Below are 22674 nucleotides of genomic sequence, written 5' to 3'. Positions count from 1 at the left end.
GGACTCGACCGGGCGGGGCGGCCCCCGCCGCGAGTCAGCCGGCCTTCGGTCGCGGGATGTCCCGCAACCAGGCGTCGACGGCCTCGGCGGTCGTGGCGGAACCGGACTGCATCATGGAGAAGTGGTCGCCGGGAACCTCCCGCGTGGTGTTCGGCAGCGGCCAGTTCAGGCGCCATCCGTCGCCCGTGACGGTGTCGGTCACCGGCTCGCCCGCACGGACGAACAGGGTCGGTGTGCGCACCGGTTCGGGCTTCCAGCCGTCGAAGAGCCGCAGATAGGCGCCCATCGCGGTGAGCCGGGCACTGTCGAGCCGCCCGACCGTGGACTCGTGGTCGAACATCATGTCGGTCAGCGCGTCCTGCACCAGGGTGAAGGAGGAACTGCCCGGCAGATAGGTGTCGATCAGCACGGTGCCCACCGGCGGTACGCCCCTGGCCTCGAGCCGGCTCGTCACCGCGTGGGCCAGCCAGCCGCCGGCCGAGTGACCGACGAGGGCGAACGCGCGGCCCTCGGCGCACCGCAGCGCGAGATCGGCGTGCAGATCGACGACGGCGTCCACATCGGCCGGCACCGGCTCGTCCGCCGTGAACCCTGGCACCGGCACGAACCACGCCTCGCGTCGCCGCTGGAGGGCCGTGCCGAAGCGGGCGTACTGGTAGACGCTGGAGAGCGCGGTGATCGTGGACAGGCAGACCAGCAGGGGTTCGTCGGCACCGGAGGCCAGGCGGACCGGCCGGGGCGGGGCGGTCAGCGCCGCCGGGTCGGTGAACCGCTCCCGGAGCCGGGACGCAGCGGTGAGCAGGTCCATCGCCAGGTGCCCCTTCCGCTGCCGGCAGGCCGCCCGGTACAACGCCTCGATGCTGTCGGGCGCGGCACTCTCCACCAGGGCGCTCCGGGCTTCCTCCGCCGGTGCGGGGCTCGGGCTTGCCGCCAGTTCACCGTCCAGGTACGCCGCGAGCGCCAGCGGGGTCGCGTGGTCGAAGACCAGGGTCGCGGGCAGGCGCAACTCGGTCGAGGACTGCACCCGGTTGCGCAGCTCGACGGCGGTGAGCGAGTCGAAGCCGAGCTCGGTGAACGCCCCGTCGGACGGGACCTGGTCGGCGTCGGCGTGGCCGAGCACGGCGGCCGCGGCGGAGCGGACCAGGCGCAGCAGCACCCGCAGGCGCTCCCGCGGTGTCCGATCCGCGAGTTCCCGCCGTACCGTCGCCTCCGGCGCGCCCTCCGCCGGACCGTTCGGGGCCGACCTGTCGGGCATCCCCACCAGGCTGCGCAGGAGCGGCGGGATCGTCGCGTCGGCGCCCCGGGCGCGCAGGGTCGCCAGGTCCAGCCGTGCGCCGAGTACCGTCGGCTCGCCCGTGGCCTCAGCCGTCGCCAGCGCGGCGTCGAGCAGCGCAAGGCCGCCCTCGGTGTCCAGGGGGGCCAGGCCGGCGCGGGTCATCCGGCGCAGGTCCGCGTCGGACAGATGGGCGGTCATCCCCGTGCGCTGTCCCCACAGGCCCCACGCGACGGAGAGCGCGGGCAGTCCGGCGGCTCGACGGTGCCGGGCCAGGCCGTCCAGCAGGGCGTTCGCCGCCGCGTAGTTGCCCTGTCCGGGGCTCCCGAGGACGGCGGCCGCCGAGGAGAACAGGACGAAGGCCGCGAGCGGGAGCCCGCGGGTCAGGTCGTGCAGGTGGATCGCCCCGTCGGCCTTCGACCGCAGCACCCGGCCCAGTTGCTCCGGGGTCATCGAGGTGAGGACGGCGTCGTCCAGGACCCCGGCCGCGTGGATGACGGCGCTCAGGGGCCGCTCCGCCGGAATGCCGTCGAGGACGATGCGCAGGGCGTCCCGGTCGGCGCTGTCGCACGCCGCGAAGGTGACGTCGCAGCCCAGGTCGGCGAGTTCGGCGCGCAGTTCGGCAGCGCCCGCGGCCGTCTCGCCACTGCGGCTGATCAACAGCAGGTGTTCCACTCCGTGTGCGGCGGCGAGGTGCCGGGCCACGTGGGCGCCGAGGGTTCCGGTGCCGCCGGTGACGAGAACGGTTCCGGTGAGCGGGGCGGCGGCCCCTGCCGGTGCGGGCAGGCGGACGAGCGAGGGTTCGAGGACCGCTCCGGCGCGTACCAGGAGGTGGGGTGCGCCGCTCGCGACGGCCTCGACGACCGCCTGCGGCAGGACGTCGCCGTCCAGGTCGAGCAGGGTGAAGCGGCCGGGGTGCTCGGCCTGCGCCGAGCGGAGGAGTCCCCCTGTCGCGGCGGCGGCCGGATCAAGGGTGTCCGCACCCCGGGTGGCCACCACGAGACGGGTGTCCGACCAGCGCGTCCCGCTCAACCAGTCCTGCAAGAAGGAGAGTTGGCGCCCGACCCGGGCATGGACGTCTTCCACCGTGTCCGGGCGGCCGGGCCGGACCGGCTCCGGTGCCAGCAGGACGACGCCGGGCGTGGAAGCTCCGGAGGCCGAGGCGCTCAGCAGGGCGGGCAGGTCGGCGTGCGCCGTGGCGTCGGCTCCGCCGGCGGCCAGCAGCGTCCGCAGTTCCTCGGCCCCGGGGCCCACGACGGCCCAGGCGCCGGCCACGGGCGGGGTGTGTCCTCGGAGACCGGGCGTCTCCCGCCAGTCCAGCCGGAACAGTCCGCCTCCGGAGAGCCGCATGCCTCGGGTCGAGACGGGCCGGAACTCCAGCGAGCGGGCGGACAGGACCGGCGCACCGGTCTCGTCCGTGGCCGTGACGGAGACACCGCCGTTCGCGGTGGGCGCCAGCCGCACCCGCAGGGCGCTCGCGCCGACGCGGTGCAGGTTCAGGCCCGTCCATGCGAACGGCAGCCGGATGCCCGCGGCCTGATCGCCACCGCCGTCCGGTGTCCTCCCGTCGGCCCCGGCCCCGGCCGCGGCCAGGCCGACGGCCTGGAGGCCGGCGTCGAGCAGAGCCGGGTGCAGACCGAACCGGCCCGCCTCCTGGGCCAGTCGGTCCGGCAGGCGCACCTCGGCGAAGACCTCGTCTCCGAGGCGCCAGACCGCGCGGACTCCCCGGAACGCGGGACCGTAGCCGTACCCGAGCTCGGCAAGCCGGTCATAGCCGTCGGTGATGTCGACGGTGGTCGCGCCGGCCGGCGGCCAGGCGGCGGTGGGATCCGGTTCGATGGCCGGAGGGGCGACGGGGCCGACGGGGGCGGTGGATGCGGTGGCGTCGGTCATGTCGGCGGTGGCGGTGGCGGTGGCGGTGGCGGTGGCGGTGGCGGTGGCGGTGAGCGTACCGGTCGCGTGGCAGGTCCAGCCGGAGTCGTCCGCGCCGTTGCCCGCGAGGCCGCCCGTGCCGTCGCCCGTCCGGGAGTGGACGCGGAACTCGCGCCGTCCCGTGTCGTCGGACGGACTCACCCTGACCTGGATACGCGGTTCCTCGCCCTCGGGGAGGACCAGCGGCGCCTGGAGCGTGAGCTCCTCCACGACGGGGTGGCCGCAGCGTGCACCGGCCCGGAGCGCGAGGTCCACGAAGGCGGTCCCGGGCAGCAGCGCGACGCCGGAGACCTGGTGGTCCGCCAGCCAGGGGAGTGCCGGGACGCGGACGGTGCCGGTGAGCACCAGTTCGTCGGTGCCGGCGAGCGCGATCTCCGCGCCCAGCAGGGGATGGTCGGCCGGTTCCACCCCCGCCGCAGCGACGTCCCCCGTCCCCTGGGGCGCGGCGTGGACCCAGTACCGCTGCCGCTGGAAGGCGTACGTCGGCAGCTCCACCGGCCGCGGCCGGTGCCCGGCGAAGGCGGGCCGCCAGTCCACCCGTACGCCTCGGACGTGTGCCTCGCCCAGCGAGGTGAGGAAGCGGTCGAGGCCTCCTTCGTCGCGGCGGAGCGTGCCGACCGCGAACGCGTCGGTGCCGGCCTGTTCGGCGGTGTCGAGGAGGCCGGCGGTGAGGACCGGGTGCGGGCTCATCTCGGCGAAGGCGCGATGACCCTGGCCGAGCAGAGTGCCGACGGCCTCGTCGAGCCGAACGGTGTGGCGAAGGTTCCGGTACCAGTAGTCGGCGTCAAGGGTGGAGGTGTCGACGGACTCGCCTGTCACGGTCGAGAGGAACGGCACGGTGGCCGCTCGCGGCGACAGACCGTGAAGGGCGGCGAGCAGCGGCGTGCGCAGCGCCTCCACGTACCGCGAGTGCGAGGCGTAGCCGACCGGGACGCGCCGCACGCGGATCCCCTCGGCGGCGCACTCCTTCTCCATCAGGCGCAGACCCGGGAGCGGCCCGGACACGACGACCGAGCGCGGTCCGTTGACGGCGGCGACCTCCAGCTCGCCGCCCCATCGGGCCAGTCGGTCCGCCACCCGGGCGACGGGAGCGGCGACCGAGGTCATGCCTCCGCTGTCCTGGAGGCCGGCCAGCATCCGGCTGCGCAGGGCGACGATGCGGGCGGCGTCGTCCAGGGTCAGGGCCCCCGCCACGTACGCGGCGGCGATCTCGCCCTGGCTGTGGCCGACCACGGCGGCGGGCCGGACGCCGTGCGCCTGCCACAGGTCGGCCAGCGACACCATCATCGCGAAGAGCGCGGGCTGCACCACGTCCACCCGGTCCAGCGGCGGCGCACCCGCGCCGCCCCGGAGCACGTCGGGCAGGGACCAGTCCAGGTGCGGGGCAAGGGCCGCGGCGCACGCCTCGATGCCGTCGCGGAACACCCGCGAGGTGTCGAGGAGCCGCGCGGCCATGCCGTCCCACTGCGAGCCCTGGCCCGGGAAGACGAACACCGGGCGCTCGCCCGCGTCGGCCCGCCCGCGGATCGCGTACGAGGACTGCTCCCCTGCGGCCACCGCGTCCAGGCCCGCGAGCAGTTCGTCGAGCCCGGTGCCGCGGACGGCCGCGCGGTGCGCGAAGGAGGAACGCGTGGTCGCCAGCGCGTGGCCGACGTCCACCGCGTCGGGGCCGGGTGCGGCACGCAGTCGGCGCCGCAGCCGGTCGGCCTGCTCGCGGAGCCCCGCTTCGGACTTCGCGGAGAGCAGCCACGGCGGTACGGCGGACGCCTCCTCGCGGTCGTCGGTCGCCGGCTCGGCGATGTCCCGGGGCGCGGCCGCGGGGGCCTCCTCCAGGATGACGTGGGCGTTGGTGCCGCTCATCCCGAACGACGAGACGCCGGCCCGGCGGGGGCGCCCGGAGCGTTTCCACGGCAGCGGTTCGGTGAGCAGCCGCAGCGTGCTCCCGGACCAGTCGACGTGCTCGGACGGTTGGTCGGCGTGCAGGGTGCGGGGCAGTGACTCCCGGTCGAGGGCCATCACCATCTTGATCACACCCGCCACTCCGGCGGCGGCCTGGGTGTGGCCGATGTTGGACTTCAGCGATCCGAGCCACAGCGGGAGGTCGGCGGGGCGGTCGTGGCCGTAGGCGGCCTGGAGGGCCTGTGCCTCGATCGGGTCGCCGAGCGTGGTGCCGGTGCCGTGCGCCTCGACGGCGTCGACGTCCGCCGCGCCGATTCCGGCGTTGCGCAGGGCCTGCCGTATGACCCGTTGCTGCGCGGGGCCGTTCGGGGCGGTGAGGCCGTTGCTGGCGCCGTCCTGGTTGATCGCGGAGCCGCGGATCACGGCGAGCACCCGGTGCCCGTTGCGCCGCGCGTCGGAGAGCCGCTCGAGGAGCAGCATGCCGACGCCCTCGGCCATGCCCATGCCGTCGGCGTGGGCGGAGAACGCCTTGCTGCGCCCGTCCGCGGCGAGGCCGCGCTGACGGGCGAAGGTGAGCAGTGAGCCCGGGGTCGTCATCACCGTGACGCCGCCGGTCAGGGCCATCGAACACTCGCCCTGCCGCAGCGCCTGCGCGGCCCAGTGGAGCGCCACGAGGGAGGACGAGCAGGCGGTGTCGACCGAGACGGCCGGGCCCTCGAGACCGAGGGTGTAGGCGACGCGGCCGGAGGCCACGCTCGCCGCGTTGCCGGTGCCGAGGTAGCCCTCGAGGCCGTCGTCGCCGGACATCAGGAGGGACGCGTAGTCCTGTCCGTTGGTGCCGACGAAGACACCGGTGTCGCTGCCGCGCATGTCCTCCGGGGCGATGCCGGCCTGTTCGAACGCCTCCCAGGAGGTCTCGAGGAGCAGCCGCTGCTGGGGGTCCATGGCGGTCGCCTCGCGGGGGCTGATCTCGAAGAAGCCGGCGTCGAACGCGGCCACGTCGTGCAGGAATCCGCCGTTGCGCGCGTACACGGTCCGGGCCCGGTCCGGGTCCTCGTCGTAGAGGGCGGACACGTCCCAGCCCCGGTCGTCGGGGAACGGTGCGACGGCGTCGACGCCCCCCGCGACCAGCTGCCACAGGTCCTCGGGGGAGGCGACGCGGCCGGGGAACCGGCAGCTCATCCCCACGATGGCGACGGGTTCGTCGGCGGCCGCCGGGTGCGGCCGCGTGTCGGCCGGCTGGTCGCCGGCCCCCGTCGGGCCGGGTGTCAGCTCCTGGCGCAGCCGGCGGGCCACCGCCGTCGGGTTGGGGTGGTCGAAGATCAGCGTGGCGGGGAGCCGTACGCCGGTGGCCGCGGACAGTCGGTTGCGCAGCTCGACGGCGGTCACGGAGTCCATGCCGAGCTCGCGGAAGGCCTTGGCCTCGCCGATGTCGTCCGGGCCCGCATAGCCCAGCACGGCGGCCGTGGTGGCCCGGACCTCGGTCAGGACGATCCGGTCGTGCTCGGCCGGTGCTGCGGCTGCCAGGGTCCGCGCCAGCTTGGAGGTGTGTGCAGCATCCGGGGTCCGGTCGGCGTCGGCGTGGGCCTCTGCCTCCAGGACGCGACGGACCTCCGGGAGGTCGCCGATGAGCGGCCGGGGTCCGGCGGCGGTGAACGTGGGGACGAACCGCTCCCAGTGCACGCGGGCCAGGACGACGGCCGCGTCGGGCAGGGCCAGCAGGCCGGGCAGCGCGTCCAGGGCCGTGGCGGAGTCGGTGACGGGCACTCCCTGTCCGCGCAGCAGGTCGGCCAGTTCGGGCTCGGCCTCCCAGGGGCTGACGGCGACGGAGGTGACCGGGCGGCCGGCCGCGCGTTCGCGTTCGGCCAGGGCGTCGAGGTGTGCGCCGGCGGCGGCGAACGCGCCGTGCGCGCCTCCGCCCCAGACGCCCGCGACCGAGGAGAGCAGGACCAGTCGGGCGTCCGGATGGTCGGTGCGCAGCACCTCGGTCAGCGCTTCGGCGCCCGCGCAGCGCTCGTGTGTCACGCGGGCGGCGTGTGCCGGGTCGCTCCGCAGGACCGGGGCCAGCTCGATGGTGCCCGCGGTGTGCACCACGGCGGCCAACGGCGCTTCCGCCGTGGCCTCGTGGAGCAGCGCGCGGAGGGCCTCGGGGTCGGTGATGTCGCACGTCACGGCGACGGTCGGCGTACCCGCCGCGGTCAGTTCGGCGCACAGCTCCGCCGCGCCGGTGCCGACGAGCACCAGGCGGTCGGCGCCCCGGGAGGCCACCCAGCGGGCCACATGGCGGCCGGGCCCCTCGGTGCCGCCGGTGACCACCACCGTGCCGGCCGGCGGCCATGCCGGTCGCGGGTCGCCCGGCTCGTCGGTCACGGGCAGCAGGCGACGGCCGTAGGCGCCCTCGGCGCGGACGGCGACCTGGTCCTCGTCGCCGTCGTGCGCGAGCCGGACCGCCGCCCGGGCCACCACTTCGGCGGCGGCGCCCTCGGGCAGGTCGAGCAGGCCGCCCCAGCGGTCCGGGTGTTCGAGGGCGAAGCAGCGGCTCCATCCCCACAACCCGGCCTGTGTGCGGTCGGCGACGACATCGTCGTCGCCCACGCCGACCGCACCCGAGGTCAGTTGCCACAGACAGGCCCGCCAGGGTACGGACGCCACGGCCCGCAGGAGCCCCACCGCGGCCTCTCCGCGCAGCAGGGAGACCACCCCGACCGGGTGCTCCTCCGGAAGGGGGAAGTCGTTCAACAGGCGGGTCAGCGCATCCGGTTCGACCGTTCCGGACGGCACGGCGACCACGCGCGCCGAGCCGCCTTCGCCCGTGAGCGCTGCGGCGAGCACGGCGGCCTCGATCGCGCGGTCCCCGTCCTCTTCGTGGACGAGCAGCCATGCGGTGGTCCGGGGCGGGCCGACAGGCTCGGGTTCCGGCAGCGGCTTCCAGCCGATCCGGTACCGGCCGACGGCCGTCCGCCGCTCGCTCGCGGGAGGAGTGAGCCAGTAGTGCTGTCGCTGGAAGGCGTACGTGGGCAAGGCCACCGGCTGTACGGCGGGCAGCAGCTCCCGCCACGCCACCGGCAGACCGGCGGCCCAGGCGGCGCCCAGGCTCCTCAACAGCTGGACGGAGTCCGGCTGTTCGCGGCGCAGTGTGTGCAGCACCCGACCGTCGGTGACCGTCTGCTCCATGGCCAACGACAGCACCGGATGGGGACCGATCTCCACGTACGTCCGGGATCCCGATTCCTCCAACCGCCGCACCACATCGGCGAACAGCACCGGCTCGCGCAGGTTGCGGTACCAGTAGCCGGCGTCCAGATCCCCCACGGCAACCGGCTCACCGGTCACCGTCGACACGAACTCCGGTCCCGAGCCGCCCAGATCGACGACCCCGGCCAGCTCCGCGCGCAGCCGCTCCTCGACCACTTCCACCTGCGCGTGGTGCGAGGCGTAGTCCACCTCGATACGGCGTGCCCGTATCCCCTGCCCGTCGAGCCGGGCGCACAGGTCGGCGATCTCCTCGGGCGGACCGCTCACGACGATCTGCCCCGGAGCGTTCACGGCTGCCACGGTGACGTCCGACGGCATTTGCGTCTCCGCCTCCGCCGCGTCCAGCGCCAGGGAGGCCATCGCCCCCCGACCGGCGAGGTCCCGCAGGGCACGCGAGCGGAGCGCGACCACGCGGGCGCCGTCCTCGACACTCAACCGGCCCGCGACCACCGCAGCCGCGATCTCACCCTGCGAGTGACCCACGACGACATCGGGGACGACGCCCGCCGCACGCCAGACCTCCGCAAGGGAGACCATCACCGCCCACAACGCCGGCTGGACCACGTCCACCCGGTCCAGCCAGTCCCGCTCCTCCCCCGACAGCACCGCTCGCAGCGACCAGTCCACCCATGGATCCAGGGCCCGCTCGCACGCGGCGACGGCCTCCGCGAAGACGGCATCGGCTGCCAGCAACTCCCTTCCCATGCGGGCCCATTGGCCACCCTGGCCGGGGAAGACGAAGACCGCGCCGGAGTCGGTGCTCGCCGGCAGGGGCTGCCCGTCGGCCGCCAGCGCGTCAAGGCCCGCGAGGAGTCCGTCCACGTCCGACCCCACGACCACGGCCCGCTGCTCCAGGGCGGCGCGTCCGGCCAGCCCCGACGCGACGCCGGCGAGCCAGGTGCGATCGGCCGTCCCCGCGGCCCGCCGTTCCCGTACGAAGTCGGCGAGCCGGGCGGCCTGGCCGCGCAGTCCCTCGTCCCCGCGCCCCGACAGCGCCCACGGCACGGGACCCGGCGTCTCCACCGGCGCGGCGGCCTTCGGCTCGACGGCGGGCGGTTCCTCGAGGATCACGTGGGCGTTGGTGCCGCTGACCCCGAACGAGGACACCCCGGCCCGGCGCGGATGCCCGTCGCCCGGCCACGGCACCGCCTCGGTCAGCAGGCGTACCTCGCCCGCCGACCAGTCCACGTGCGGCGACGGCGCGTCCACGTGCAGCGTCGCAGGCAGCTTCCCGTGCCGCATGGCCATCAGCATCTTGATGACCCCGGCCACGCCCGCGGCCGCCTGCGTGTGCCCGATGTTCGACTTGACCGAGCCGAGCCACAACGGCCTCTCGTGCGTGCGGCCCTGGCCGTACGTGTCGAGCAGGGCCTGTGCCTCGATGGGGTCGCCGAGTGTGGTGCCGGTGCCGTGCGCCTCCACGACGTCCACCTGTGCGGCGGCGACCCGGGCGTTGCGCAGGGCCTGCCGGATGACCCGTTGCTGCGACGGGCCGTTCGGTGCCGTGAGGCCGTTGGACGCGCCGTCCTGGTTCACCGCGGAGCCCCGCAGCACGCCGAGCACGCGGTGACCGCTCGCGAGGGCGTCGGACAGCCGCTCCAGGAGGAGCAGTCCGACGCCTTCGCCCCAGCCGGTGCCGTCCGCCGCCGCCGCGAACGGCTTGCACAGCCCGTCCGGCGACAGACCTCGCTGCCGGCTGAACTCCACGAACGTGCCGGGACTGGACATGACGGTGGCACCGCCGGCCACCGCGAGATCGCTCTCGCCGGACCGCAGGGCCTGTGCGGCCAGGTGCATGGCGACCAGCGACGACGAGCACGCCGTGTCGATCGTGACCGCCGGGCCCTCCAGGCCGAGGGTGTACGCGATCCGTCCGGAGGCGACGGCCGCCGCGCTGCCCGTCAGCAGATACCCCTCCACCCCTGAGGGCGCCTCGGCCAGGGTGATGCCGTAGCCGGAGGTGGAGGTGCCGATGTACGTGCCGACCGGCCGGCCGGCCACCGAGGTGGGGTCGATGCCGGCGTCCTCGAAGACCTCCCAGGCCAGTTCGAGCAGCAGCCGCTGTTGCGGGTCCATCGCCAGCGCCTCGCGCGGGCTGATGCCGAAGAACTCCGCGTCGAAGCCGCCGGCGTCGGCGAGGAACCCGCCCGCGCGGGCGTACGAGGTGCCGGTCCGCCCGGGGTCCGGGTCGTAGAGGCCGTCCACGTCCCAGCCGCGGTCGCGGGGGAACGGGGTGATCGCGTCCCGTTCGCCGGCGACCAGCTGCCACAGCTCTTCGGGGGACTCAACCCCGCCGGGGAACCGGCAGCTCATCCCGATGACGGCGATCGGCTCGGAGTCGGCGGACCGGGCCTCCTCCAGCCGCCTGCGGGTCTGCCGCAGATCGGCCGTGACCTTGTTCAGGTAGTCCCGCAGCTTCTGGTTGTCTGACATCCGGGCCTGGCTCCTCACGTGCGGCGGGCGGTCGGGCAGGTGACGGCGCACGTCACTGCCTGCCGAGTTCTTCGTCGATCAGGGCGAACATCTCGTCGTCGGTCGCGGCGGCCAGATCGTCGTCGTCCTCGCCGGTGACCGGCCGCCCTCCCTCCGCCCTGTCCCGCCAGGTCCAGAGGATCTCCTCCAGGCGGGCGGTGATCTCGTCGCGCAGGTCGCCGGAGTCCGGGGCCTGTGTCAGCGCGGCCTCCAGGCGGGCGAGATCGGCGATGATCGGGGGCTCCCCCGTGCCGTCGTCGGGCCGGATCGTCTCCCACAGGTGGTCGGCGAGCGCTGCGGGCGTGGGGAAGTCGAACACCACGGTGGCGCGCAGGGTCGCCCCCGTCGCCGCGCCGAGCCTGTTGCGGACCTCGACGCCGGTGAGCGAGTCGAACCCCAGCTCCTTGAAGGGCTTCCGGGGGCCGATGGCTTCCGTGGACTCGTGCCCGAGGGCGGCCGCGGACTGCTCCCGCACCAGGGTCAGCAGCATCCGCCGCTGCTCCTCCGCCGACAGCTCGCGGAGCCTTTCGGCCAGCGGTACGGACGGGGCGCCGGCCCCGCCACCGCGCGTGGCGGTACGGGCCGGGCGGGAGGGTCCGCCCAGATGGGCGAGGAGCGGATGGGTGTGCCGGTGCCCCGGTGCGAGCAGCACCGGTACGGCGTGCGCGCGTCCGCAGCGGGCGCGTGCCCCGTCCAGGAGCCGCAGCCCGTGCTCGTCGCCGAGCGGCACCATGCCGGACCGGGCCACGCGGGCCAGGTCGGCGTCGGTGAGGTGACCGCTGATGGCGCTGCGGCGGGCCCACAGTCCCCAGGACAGGGACTGTCCCGCGAGGCCCTGCGCCCTGCGGTGCTCGGCCAGGGCGTCCAGGAAGGTGTTCGCGGCGGCGTAGTTGGCCTGGCCCGGGGACCCGAGGACTCCGGAGGCGGACGAGAACAGGGTGAACATCGCCAGGTCCGCGTCCCGGGTCAGCTCGTGGAGATGCCAGGCCGCGTCGGCCTTGGCGGCCATGACCCGGTCGACCCGGTCGGGCGTCAGCGCGCCGAGGACGCCGTCGTCGGCGATGCCCGCCGCATGGACGACGCCGGTGAGCGGGTGGTCGGCACCGACCTGGGCGAGGACGTCCGCGGTCTCCTCGCGGCGCGCGAGATCGGCTGCCACGATCCGGACCTCTGCACCGAACTGCCGCAGCCGCAGCGCGAGTTCCTCGGCCCCGGGCGCCTGCGGGCCGCGCCTGCCGACCAGCAACAGGTGCCGTACGCCGTGCGTGGTGACCAGGTGCTCGGCGACCAGCGCGCCCAGCGTGCCGGTGCCGCCGGTGATCAGGACGGTGCCGTCCGGGTCGAGCGGCGCGGGTACGGTGAGGACGACCTTGCCGGTGTGCCGGGCCGACCGCACGTGCCCGAACGCGGCCGGGGCCCTGCGTACGTCCCACGAGGTCAGCGGGAGGAGCCTCAGGGCGCCGTCCCGCAACATCGTGAGGAGCTCCGTCAGCATCGCGCCGATGCGTGCGGGCTCGGGTTCGGAGAGGTCGAAGGTGCGGTACCGGACTCCGGCCGGCAGCGAGGCGGCCTCCCGGACATCGGTCTTGCCCATCTCGATGAACCGGCCGCCACGCGGCAGGAGTTCGAGCGAGGCGTCCACGAACTCACCCGCGAGCGAGTTCAGCACCACATCGACCCCGGCACCACCGGTCACGTCGAGGAACGCCGCACGGAAACCGAGATCACGCGAGGACGCGATGTGATCCTCCGCCACCCCAAGACCCCGCAGCGTCCCCCACTTGGACGGGTGCGCCGTCGCGAACACCTCCGCACCGAGATGACGCGCGAGCTGCACGGCCGCCATCCCGACACCCCCCGCCCCCGCGTGAATCAGCACCCGCTCACCCCGACGAAGACCCGCGAGATCCCCGAGGGCGTACCGGGCGGTGAGGAAGACGATGGGCACGGAGGCCGCCTCCTGGAACGTCCAGCCCTCGGGCATGCGGACGATCATGCGGGCGTCCGTCACCGTCGTATCGGCGAACGAGTCCGGCATCAGCCCCATCACCCGGTCACCGACCGCCGTGCCGGTGACACCCGGGCCGACCTCGGTGACGACGCCCGCGCCCTCGCCGCCGATCGACGCGGCGCCGGGGTACATGCCGAGCGAGATGAGCACGTCGCGGAAGTTGAGCCCGGCCGCGCGCACGGCCACTCGGACCATGCCCTCGCCGAGCGGTTCGCCGGCGGTCAAGGTCTGGGACACGAGGGCGAGTTCCGCCGAGGTGCCGCCCGGTCCGGCCGTGAGACGCCATGCGCCCCGCACGGGGGCGATCAGGTCCTCGCCGCCCCCGACCGCTTCCAGGCGCGGCGTCGACAGTCTCCCGTTGCGCCGTACGAGCTGGGGCAGCGGGGCGGCGGCGACGGCGGACAGCAGGGCGGGCCACTCGTCGTCGCCCACCTCGGTGTCGACGTCCAGCAGGACGAGCCGGTCCGGGTGTTCCGACTGGGCCGAGCGCACCAGCCCCCAGACGCCCGCCGCTGACACGTCGACGCCACGGTCGCTCTCGTCGGCCGCGACCGCGCCCCGGGTCAGGACGAGCAGTCGGCGCCCGGCCATCTCGGGGGCGTCGAGGAAGGCCTGCACCTGGCCGAGTGCCCGGACGATCAGGGCACGCGCACGGTCCGGGACCGACCCCTCCTCGGGGGCACGGCAGGGCAGCACCACCCAGTGCGGCTCGGCCGTTCCGCCGCGCACCGCAGCGGAGGCCGCCGCGATGCCGGGGACGGCGTGCACGTGACCGCCGCCCGGCTGCGCGTGGGCCGCGGTTCCCTCCGCTTCTGCTTCCGGGGCCTCCGGGGTCCGCTCCGGAAGCGGCGTCCACCGCAGGTGCAGCACGTCCCCTTCGGATGCCCCGGGCGCGGCGAGATCGGCATGGCTGACCGGCCGGAACACCAGCGAGTCGATGGACACCACGGGGTTCCCGGCGACGTCGACGGCCTCAAGTCCGATCCCGTCGGGCTCCTGCTTGCGCAGCCGTACGCGCAGGGTCGAGGCACCGGGTCGGTGCACGCGTACGCCGGTGAACGCGAAGGGCAGACCTCCTTCGCCGGACCCGGCGCCGGGGGCGGCGGCAAGAGCGTGCAGCGCGGCGTCGAGCAGGGCCGGGTGGAGCGCGAAGCCGGCCGGCTCGTCGGGCAGGACGACCTCGGCGTACACGTCCTCGCCGTCCTGCCAGACCTGCTTCAGGCCCCGGAAGACGAGCCCGTAGTCGAATCCGGCGTCGGACAGTCCGGCGTAGACGCCCTCCGCCGGGAGCGGCTCGCCCGCCGGCGGCCAGGCCCAGCCCGTTTCAGGGAGCTCCGCCGTCTCGCTGAGGACGCCGGTGCCGTGCCGGGTCCACTCGACCGCTCCGGCGTCCGGGCGGGAGTAGACGGCGACAGCCCGCTGCCCGTGTTCGTCGGGGGCGTCGACGACGACCTGGACCGCCACGCCCGGCCCCTCCTCGGCCAGCACCAGGGGTGCCTGCAGGGTCAGTTCCCGCACCTGCGGGCACCCCGTCTGTCGACCCGCGTGTGCCATGAAGTCGACGAACGCGGTTCCCGGCAGCAGGACGGTTCCGGATACGGCATGGTCGGCGAGCCAGGGTTGCGTGGACACCGACAGCCGGCCCGTGAACACCGCACCGCCGTCGGCGAGCGTCACCTGCGCGCCGAGCAGACGATGGTCGGCACCGGACAGGCCCACACCCGAGAGGGAGCCCGCGGACGCCGCGGCAGAGCCGCCCGGCCAGTAGCGCCGGCGCTGGAAGGCGTACGTCGGGATCTCCACCGGCGGTCGCGTACGGGAGACCCACCGGCCCCAGTCGACCTCGACGCCGTGCACGTGGAGCCGGGCCAGACCGGTGAGGAGGGCGGTGACCTGGTCGCGGTCGCGCCGCATGAAGGAGGCGACGGCCTCGCCCGCACGCTCTTCCATCGCGGCGGAGAGCGCGGGCTGCGGGCCCACCTCGATCCATGCGCGGGCGCCCAGCTCCCGCGCCATGGCTATGGATGCGGCGAATCGTACGGGCTGCCGCGCGTGCTGCACCCAGTAGGCGGGGCTGCCGAAGTCGGCGCCCGCAAGCTCGCCGGTCACCGTCGAGACGACCGGGATCTCCGCAGGCCGGAAGATCAGGTCGGCGATGGCAGCGGAGAAGTCCTCCAGCATGGGGTCCATCAACGGGGTATGGAACGCGTGACTCACGGGGAGGGAGCGCGTGCGTACGCCCTCGACGGTCAGCTTCCCGACCACACCGTGTACGGCATCCGCCTCGCCCGCCAGGACGACCGACCCCGGCGCGTTCACCGCTGCCACCCACACCCCGGCGAGGCCGGAGATCCTCTCCTGGATCACCTCGGCAGGGGCAGCCACGGAGACCATCACCCCGCCGGCGGCCATCCCCTGCATCAGCCGACCGCGCACGCAGGCCAGTCGGACCGCGTCGGGCAGGTCCAACACACCCGCCGCCACGGCCGCGCTGATCTCACCGACCGAATGCCCCACCAGCACATCCGCCCGAACACCGCTCTCGGACAGAACCCGCCACAGCCCGACCTCCAGCGCCACAAGGCCGATCTGGGCGAAGACGGTCCGGTCGATCAGCTCACCACGCCCGTCCTCACCGAAGAGCACCGGACGCAACGGCTCAGGCAACAACTCATCGGCCACCGCACACACTTCGTCCACCACAGCAGCGAACGACTCGAACCGCCCGTACAACTGCGCACCCATCCCGGCGAACTGGGAACCCTGACCGGTGAACAGCACCGCCTTCCTCCCACCCACCGGCGAACCCGTCACCAGGCCGTCGACCGCACCGCCCTCGGCCAGCGCGTCAAGGCCCGCCACCAACTCCGCGACGCCCTCGCCCACGACCACCGCGCGGTCCTCCAGCACTGCACGGTTCGTCAACGTCGCCGCCAGACCCGCGACATCGACATCCCCGCGCCGCCCCCTGACGAACTCCGCCAGCTGGGCCGCCTGACCCCGCAGCGCCGCGTCACCCCGGCCCGACACCACCCACGGCACCGGACCCGGCACCTCCGGCCTCACCGCCACAGGATCACGAACCACGGGGCCAGTCGCAGGAGGCTCCTCCAGGATCACGTGCGCATTCGTGCCACTGACGCCGAACGAGGACACCCCCGCCCGCCGTACGCGCTCGTCACCGGACCACGGCACCGGCTCCGTCAGCAGACGCACCTCACCCGCGGACCAGTCCACGTGCGACGACGGTTCATCGACATGCAGCGTCTCGGGCAACCGCCCGTGCCGCATCGCCATCACCATCTTGATCACACCGGCCACACCCGCGGCCGCCTGCGTGTGCCCGATGTTCGACTTCACCGAACCCAGCCACAGCGGACGCTCTTCCGGCCGGTCCTGGCCGTACGTCGCAAGCAGCGCCTGCGCCTCGATCGGGTCACCCAGCCTCGTACCGGTGCCATGCGCCTCGACGACGTCCACTTCACCGCTACCGAGACCGGCGTTGGACAGCGCCTGCCGGATCACCCGCTGCTGCGCCGGACCGTTCGGCGCCGTCAGACCGTTCGACGCACCGTCCTGATTGACCGCCGAACCCCGGAGCACAGCGAGCACTTGATGACCGTTCGCCACCGCCTCGGACAGCCGCTCGAGCAACAGCACACCCGCACCCTCACCCCAGCCCGTACCGTCGGCTCCCGCCGCGAACGGCTTGCACCGGCCATCGGGCGCCAGACCCCGCTGCCGGCTGAACTCCACGAACGCACCCGGCGTCGACATCACCGTCACCCCACCGGCGAGCGCCAACGAGCACTCACCGGCCCGCAACGCCTGCGCCGCCAGATGCAACGCCACGAGCGACGACGAACACGCCGTGTCCACCGTCACCGCAGGACCCTCCAACCCGAACACGTACGACAGCCGGCCCGACACCACACTCGCCGCGTTGCCGGTCGCCAGGTATCCCTCGGCGGCGATCCCGGCGCCCCCCAGCAGGGAGACGTAGTCCTGGCCGTTCGTGCCGACGAAGACGCCGGTCCGGCTGGTGCGGAGCGACTCCGGAGCGATGTGTGCGCGTTCCAACGCCTCCCAGGTCACCTCGAGGAGCAGCCGCTGCTGCGGGTCCATGGCCAGCGCCTCGCGCGGGTTGATCCCGAAGAACTCGGCGTCGAACTCGTCGACGTCGTGCAGGAAGCTGCCGGTGGTGGCGTAGCTGGTTCCCGGGCGGTCCGGGTCGTCGTCGAACAGGGCCGACAGGTCCCAGCCCCGGTTCGTCGGGAACTCGGTGAGGGTGTCCCGGCCCGTCGCGACCAGCCGCCACAGGTCCTCGGGCGACCGCACGTCCCCGGGGAAGCGGCAACTCATCCCGACGATGGCGATCGGGTCGTCGTCCACCGGTGCGCCGGCCGGCGCGGGCAGCACCTGGGCGGCGGCGGTGTGACCGCCGAAGAGTTCCGTCCGGAGATGCGCGGCGAGCACCCGTGGCGTGGGGCGGTCGAACAGCAGGGTGGCCGGGAGCCGCAGACCGGTGGCGCCGCGCAGGCGGTCGCGGACTTCGACGGCCGTCAGCGAGTCGCAGCCGAGGTCGCGGAAGGCCCGGTCCTCGTGGATGTCGGTCGCCCTTGCGTGGCCGAGCACCTCGGCCGCCGCCGTGCGGATCACGTCGAGCAGCTCGTGGTGCTGTGCGGCCTCGTCGAGGGAGCGCAGCCTGCGGACCAGCGGGAAGTCGCCGGTGCTCTCCCCTTCGACGGCCTGTTCCCCGGCCTGCGCCTCGCGCGCCTCCGCGATCTCGTCGAACAGGCTGCTGTCGCGGACGGTCAGGTACGTCCGGGCGAAGCGGCTCCAGTCGACGTCGGCGACGGTGGCCGTGGTCTCGTCCCGGTCGAGGATCTGGTGGAGCGAGCTCAGGGCCCGGTCGACCGGCATCGTGGTGATGCCGCGGCGGGCGAGCTGTACTGCGGCGTCGCCTTCGGCCATGCCGTCCCCTGCCCAGGCGCCCCAGGCCACCGAGGTCGCGGTCAACCCGCGGTCACGGCGCCGGCGGGCCAGCGCGTCGAGGTACGCGTTCGCCGCGGCGTAGGCGCTCTGGCCGCCGCTGCCCCAGATTCCCGCGATCGAGGAGAAGAGGACGAAGGCGTCGAGGTCGGCCCGGTCGAAGAGGGCGTCGAGGTGGAGCGCGCCGAGCGCCTTCGCCGCCATGGTCCGCCGGAACTCCTCGGGTCGCACCTCGGACAGCGCGCCCGTCAGGCCCAGGCCGGCGGCGTGGACGACGACGCGGATCTCCGCGCCGTCGGCCCGGACCTGGCGGACCACCTCGTGGAGCTGTTCGCGGTCGGCCACGTCGCAGGCGGCGACGGTGACACGGGCTCCGGCGGCGGTGAGTTCGTCGCGCAGCGCGGCGGCCCGAGGTGCGTCGGGGCCACGGCGTCCCAGCAGGACGACGTGCTCGACGCCCTGCCCGACCAGCCATCGCGCGACATGACCCCCGAGAGCTCCGGTGCCGCCCGTGATCAGCGCCGTGCCCCGGGGCCGCCAGGTCGCCGCGGTCCCGGCTGCGCGGTCCGCCCTGCGCACCCGGCGTGCGAGCAGGCCGCCGGTACGGATCGCGACCTGGTCCTCGCGGTCCGTACCGGCGACGACGCGGCAGACCAGGTCGTAGGTGTTGTCGTCCGGCACTGCCGGAAGGTCGATCAGGCCACCCCATCGGCCGGGCTGTTCCAGGGCGGCCACGCGGCCCATGCCCCACACCAGCGCGGCGGCGGGGTCGGTCGTCGGTTCGTCGGCACGCGTGGCGACGGCGCCCCGGGTGACGGACCACACGGGTGCGTCGATGCCGGTGTCGTCCAGGACGCGGAGCAGGGTGACGGTGTCGGTCACCGTTGCGGGCAGTCGGTCCGGGAAGGTTTCCGCTGCCGTGCGGTCCGCCACGGCGAGGAGGGAGAGGACCCCGCTCGGCACGGGGGTGTCGCCGCAGGCTTCGGACAGCAGACGCGACAGCTCCTCGGGCGTGACGTCCCCGGGGACGGCGATCCGGACGGCCTGCCCGCCGGCCCGGCCGACGGCGGCGGTGAGCTCCGGGGCTTCGTCGTCGGACCGGGTGAGCACCAGCCAGGTGCCGGACAGGGGGACGGGGGCGCCGGTCTCCGGTACGGCTTTCCAGGTGACCTGGTAGCGCAGGCCGGCGAGGGCCTGACGCTCCTGGCGGCCACGCCGCCACGCCGTCAGGGCCGGGAGTACGGCATCGGAGGGGGTGTCCTCGTGAAGGCCGAGGGCTTCGAGGTCGTTGCGCTCGACCGCCTCCCAGAACTCCGCCGCACCGGGGTCGACCTCCGCCTCGGCTACGGAGGGGGCGGACGCCTCCAGCCAGTAACGGCGCCGCTGGAAGGCGTACGTCGGGAGCTCCACCGGCCGCGTCGTCCGGGGGATCCACTGGTCCCAGTCGACCTCGACGCCGTGGACGTGGAGCCGGGACAGGCCGGGCAGGAGACCGGTGACCTGGTCGCGGTCACGCCGCATGAAGGACACGACGGCCTCGCCCGCACGCTCCTCCATCGCGGCGGAGAGCGCGGGCTGCGGACCGACCTCAGCCCACACCCGCGCGCCCAACTCCCGCGCCCTGCCGACCGCGTCGGCGAACCGGACCGGCTGCCGGACGTGCTGCACCCAGTACGCGGGGCTGCCGAAGTCGGCACCCGCGAGCTCGCCGGTCACCGTCGAGACGACCGGGATCTGCGCAGGTCGGAAGGACAGGCCGGCGATGGCAGCGGAGAAGTCCTCCAGCATCGGGTCCATCAGTGGGGTATGGAAGGCGTGACTCACGGGGAGGGAGCGGGTCCGCACCCCTTCGGCATCCAGCGCAGCGACCACTTCGCGTACGGCATCGGCCTCACCGGCCAGGACGACCGACCCCGGTGCGTTCACCGCGGCGATCCACACTCCGGGAACTCCACTGACGCGTTCCTGGATGTCCTCGACCGGCGCAGCCACGGACACCATCACCCCGCCAGCGGCCATCCCCTGCATCAACCGACCGCGCGCACAGACCAGCCGCACCGCATCAGGCAAGGTGAGCACACCCGCCGCGACAGCAGCGCTGATCTCACCGACCGAATGCCCCACCAGCACATCGGCCCGGACACCAGTCTCGGACAGGACCCGCCACAGCCCCACCTCCAGCGCCACCAACCCCACCTGGGCGAACACCGTCCGGTCGAGCAGGTCACCACGCCCGTCCTCACCGAAGAGCACCGGACGCAACGGCTCAGGCAACAACTCGTCCGCCACCGCACACACTTCGTCCACCACACCGGCGAACGCCTCGAACCGCTCGTACAGCTGCGCACCCATCCCGGCGAACTGGGAACCCTGGCCCGTGAACAGCACAGCCGTCTTGCCCGTCACCGGCGAACCGGTCACCAGGCCGTCGACCGAACCACCCTCCGCCAGCGCATCAAGCCGCACGACGAGTTCGGCGACGTCCTCGCCCACGACCACCGCTCGGTCCTCCAGCGGCGCACGGTTCATCAACGTCGCCGCCACACCCGCGACATCGGCATCCGCGCGCCCCCGGGCGAACGCGGCCAGCTGAGCCGCCTGACCCCGCAGCCCCGTCCCACCCCGGCCCGACATCACCCACGGCACCGGCCCCGGCGCCTCCGGCCTCGCCGCCACAGGATCAGGAACCACGGGTTCAGTCGCAGGAGGCTCCTCCAGGATCACGTGCGCATTCGTGCCACTGACGCCGAACGACGACACCCCCGCCCGCCGTACGCGCTCCTCACCGGGCCACGGCACCGACTCCGTCAGCAGACGCACGCCACCCGTCGTCCAGTCCACGTGCGGCGACGGCTCGTCCACGTGCAGCGTCTCGGGCAGACGGCCGTGCCGCATCGCCATCACCATCTTGATGACGCCTGCCACGCCCGCAGCGGACTGCGTGTGTCCGATGTTCGACTTCACGGAGCCGAGCCACAGCGGGTGGTCCTCCAGCCGGTCCTGGCCGTACGTCGCAAGGAGCGCCTGCGCCTCGATCGGATCACCCAGTGTCGTGCCCGTGCCGTGGGCCTCCACCGCGTCGATCTGCTCGGCGCCCAGACCGGCGTTCGCCAAGGCCTGCTGGATGACCCGCTGTTGCGAGGGCCCGTTGGGTGCCGTCAGGCCGTTCGACGCGCCGTCCTGGTTCACGGCGGAGCCACGTACCACGGCCAGCACCCGATGCCCGTGGCGACGGGCGTCGGACAACCGCTCAAGGAGCAGTAGACCGACGCCCTCGCCCCAGCCCGTTCCGTCGGCCGCGGCCGCGAACGGCTTGCAGCGCCCGTCGGCCGCCATCCCTCGCTGCCGGCTGAACTCCACGAACGCACCCGGCGTCGACATCACCGTCACCCCACCGGCGAGCGCCAGCGAGCACTCACCGGCCCGCAACGCCTGCGCCGCCAGATGCAACGCCACGAGCGACGACGAACACGCCGTGTCCACCGTCACCGCAGGACCTTCCAACCCGAACACGTACGACAGCCGGCCCGATACCACGCTGCCCGTGGAGCCGGTCAGGAGGTAGCCGTCGGAGGCGTCCGCGTGGCTGCCGTAGCCCTGGAAGCCCGCGCCGACGAAGACGCCGGTGGAGCTGGACCGGAGGGTGGTGTGGTCGAGGCCCGCGCGTTCGAACAGTTCCCACGCGGACTCGAGGAGCAGCCGCTGCTGCGGGTCCATGCTCAGCGCCTCGCGCGGGCTGATGCCGAACAGCTCGGCGTCGAAGTCGGCCACGTCCTCGACGAAGCCGCCCTCGCGGGCGTACGTCTTGCCCGGGCGGCCGGGCTCGGGGTCGTACAGCTCGTCGATCGGCCAGCCGCGGTCGGGCGGGAACGCCGTGATGGCGTCCGTTCCGTTCGCCACCAGCTCCCACAGGTCCTCGGGGCTGCGTACCCCGCCCGGAAGCCGGCAGCTCATCCCCACGACGGCGATCGGCTCGTGCTCGCCCGACTCGTACCGCAGGAGGCGTTCCCGCGTCTGCTTCAGCTCACCGGTTACCCGCTTGAGGTATTCGAACAACTTGTCCTGGTCCGTCATCACATTCTCAATCGCCGGAGTCCAACGGGGCTGGTCGCGGTCAGCGCTGACCCAGCTCCTTGTCAATGAAGTCGAATACTTCGTCGGGGGTCGCGGATTCGAACGGTTGCCCGCCGGCGTCCCCCTGCCCCTGTTCGTCGCCCTCACCACGCCACGTCTCGAGGAGGGACTGGAGGCGCAGGGTGATGCGTGCCTTCTCACGGCTGTCGGGCTGCCGCATGCGCAGCAGCGCGTTCTCCAGCCGCTCGATCTGCGCGAGGGGCGACGCCACGGTCCCGGTCCCGTCCGGGAACATCGCTCCGCGCAGGTACGCCACCACAGCGCCCGGCGTCGGGTGATCGAACACCAGGGTGGCGGGCAGTCGCAGTCCGGACAGCCTCCTCAGCCGGTTCCGCATCTCGACCGCCATCACCGAGTCGAACCCGAGCTCGCGGAAGGCACGCTGCTCCGCCACCGCCTGGGGATCGCGGAGTTCGAGGACCCTCGCGGCCTCCCCCTGCACGATGGCGAGCAGCTCGGCGGCCTGGTCGTCGGCGCTCAGCTCGGCGAGGCGGCCCCGCAGCGACTGCGTGTCGTCGCCGGACGCGTCGGCGGTCGCCGTGTCCGTGGCAGCGGCCAGTCGCCGGACCTCGGGCAGGTCCTCGATGAGCGGACGACGCCGGGCCACGGTGTAAGACGTCGTTTCTTATGGTGGTTCTTGGGCCTCTCCATGCGGGGATACTGCTTCAGTGCTGTTGACATGGATCGCCGAGGTGGCCGAAGAGCC

The 22674-nt window shown here is 73.9% G+C and carries 3 protein-coding genes; all 3 read right to left on the bottom strand.

The window, feature by feature from the left end:
* Positions 1–34: 34 nt before the first annotated feature.
* Genes ACFQ79_RS34280 through ACFQ79_RS34270 form a run of 3 tightly spaced genes read right to left on the bottom strand, consistent with a single transcriptional unit; the run spans position 35 to position 22575 of the window.
* Positions 35–10792, bottom strand: a complete 10758-nt coding sequence (locus ACFQ79_RS34280; protein WP_383590694.1) for an SDR family NAD(P)-dependent oxidoreductase — start codon at positions 10790–10792, stop codon at positions 35–37.
* 52 nt (positions 10793–10844) lie between these two features.
* The gene (locus tag ACFQ79_RS34275; protein WP_383590692.1) at positions 10845–21908 is read right to left on the bottom strand and encodes a type I polyketide synthase; all 11064 of its coding nucleotides are present in this window, start codon (positions 21906–21908) and stop codon (positions 10845–10847) included.
* A gap of 40 nt (positions 21909–21948) precedes the next feature.
* Positions 21949–22575 carry a phosphopantetheine-binding protein gene (locus ACFQ79_RS34270; protein ID WP_383590690.1) on the bottom strand — a complete coding sequence of 209 codons (627 nt, stop codon included), beginning with the start codon at positions 22573–22575 and terminating at the stop codon, positions 21949–21951.
* Positions 22576–22674: the final 99 nt, after the last annotated feature.

Source organism: Streptomyces sp. NPDC056480 (genome assembly GCF_042795405.1).
GTDB lineage: Bacteria > Actinomycetota > Actinomycetes > Streptomycetales > Streptomycetaceae > Streptomyces.
This window is presented reverse-complemented; position numbering and strand designations above follow the sequence as displayed.

Coding starts and splice junctions, on each gene's coding strand:
- ACFQ79_RS34280 (WP_383590694.1), bottom strand. CDS start 10,792: ATGTCAGACAACCAGAAGCTGCGGGACTACCTGAACAAGGTCACGGCC.
- ACFQ79_RS34275 (WP_383590692.1), bottom strand. CDS start 21,908: ATGACGGACCAGGACAAGTTGTTCGAATACCTCAAGCGGGTAACCGGT.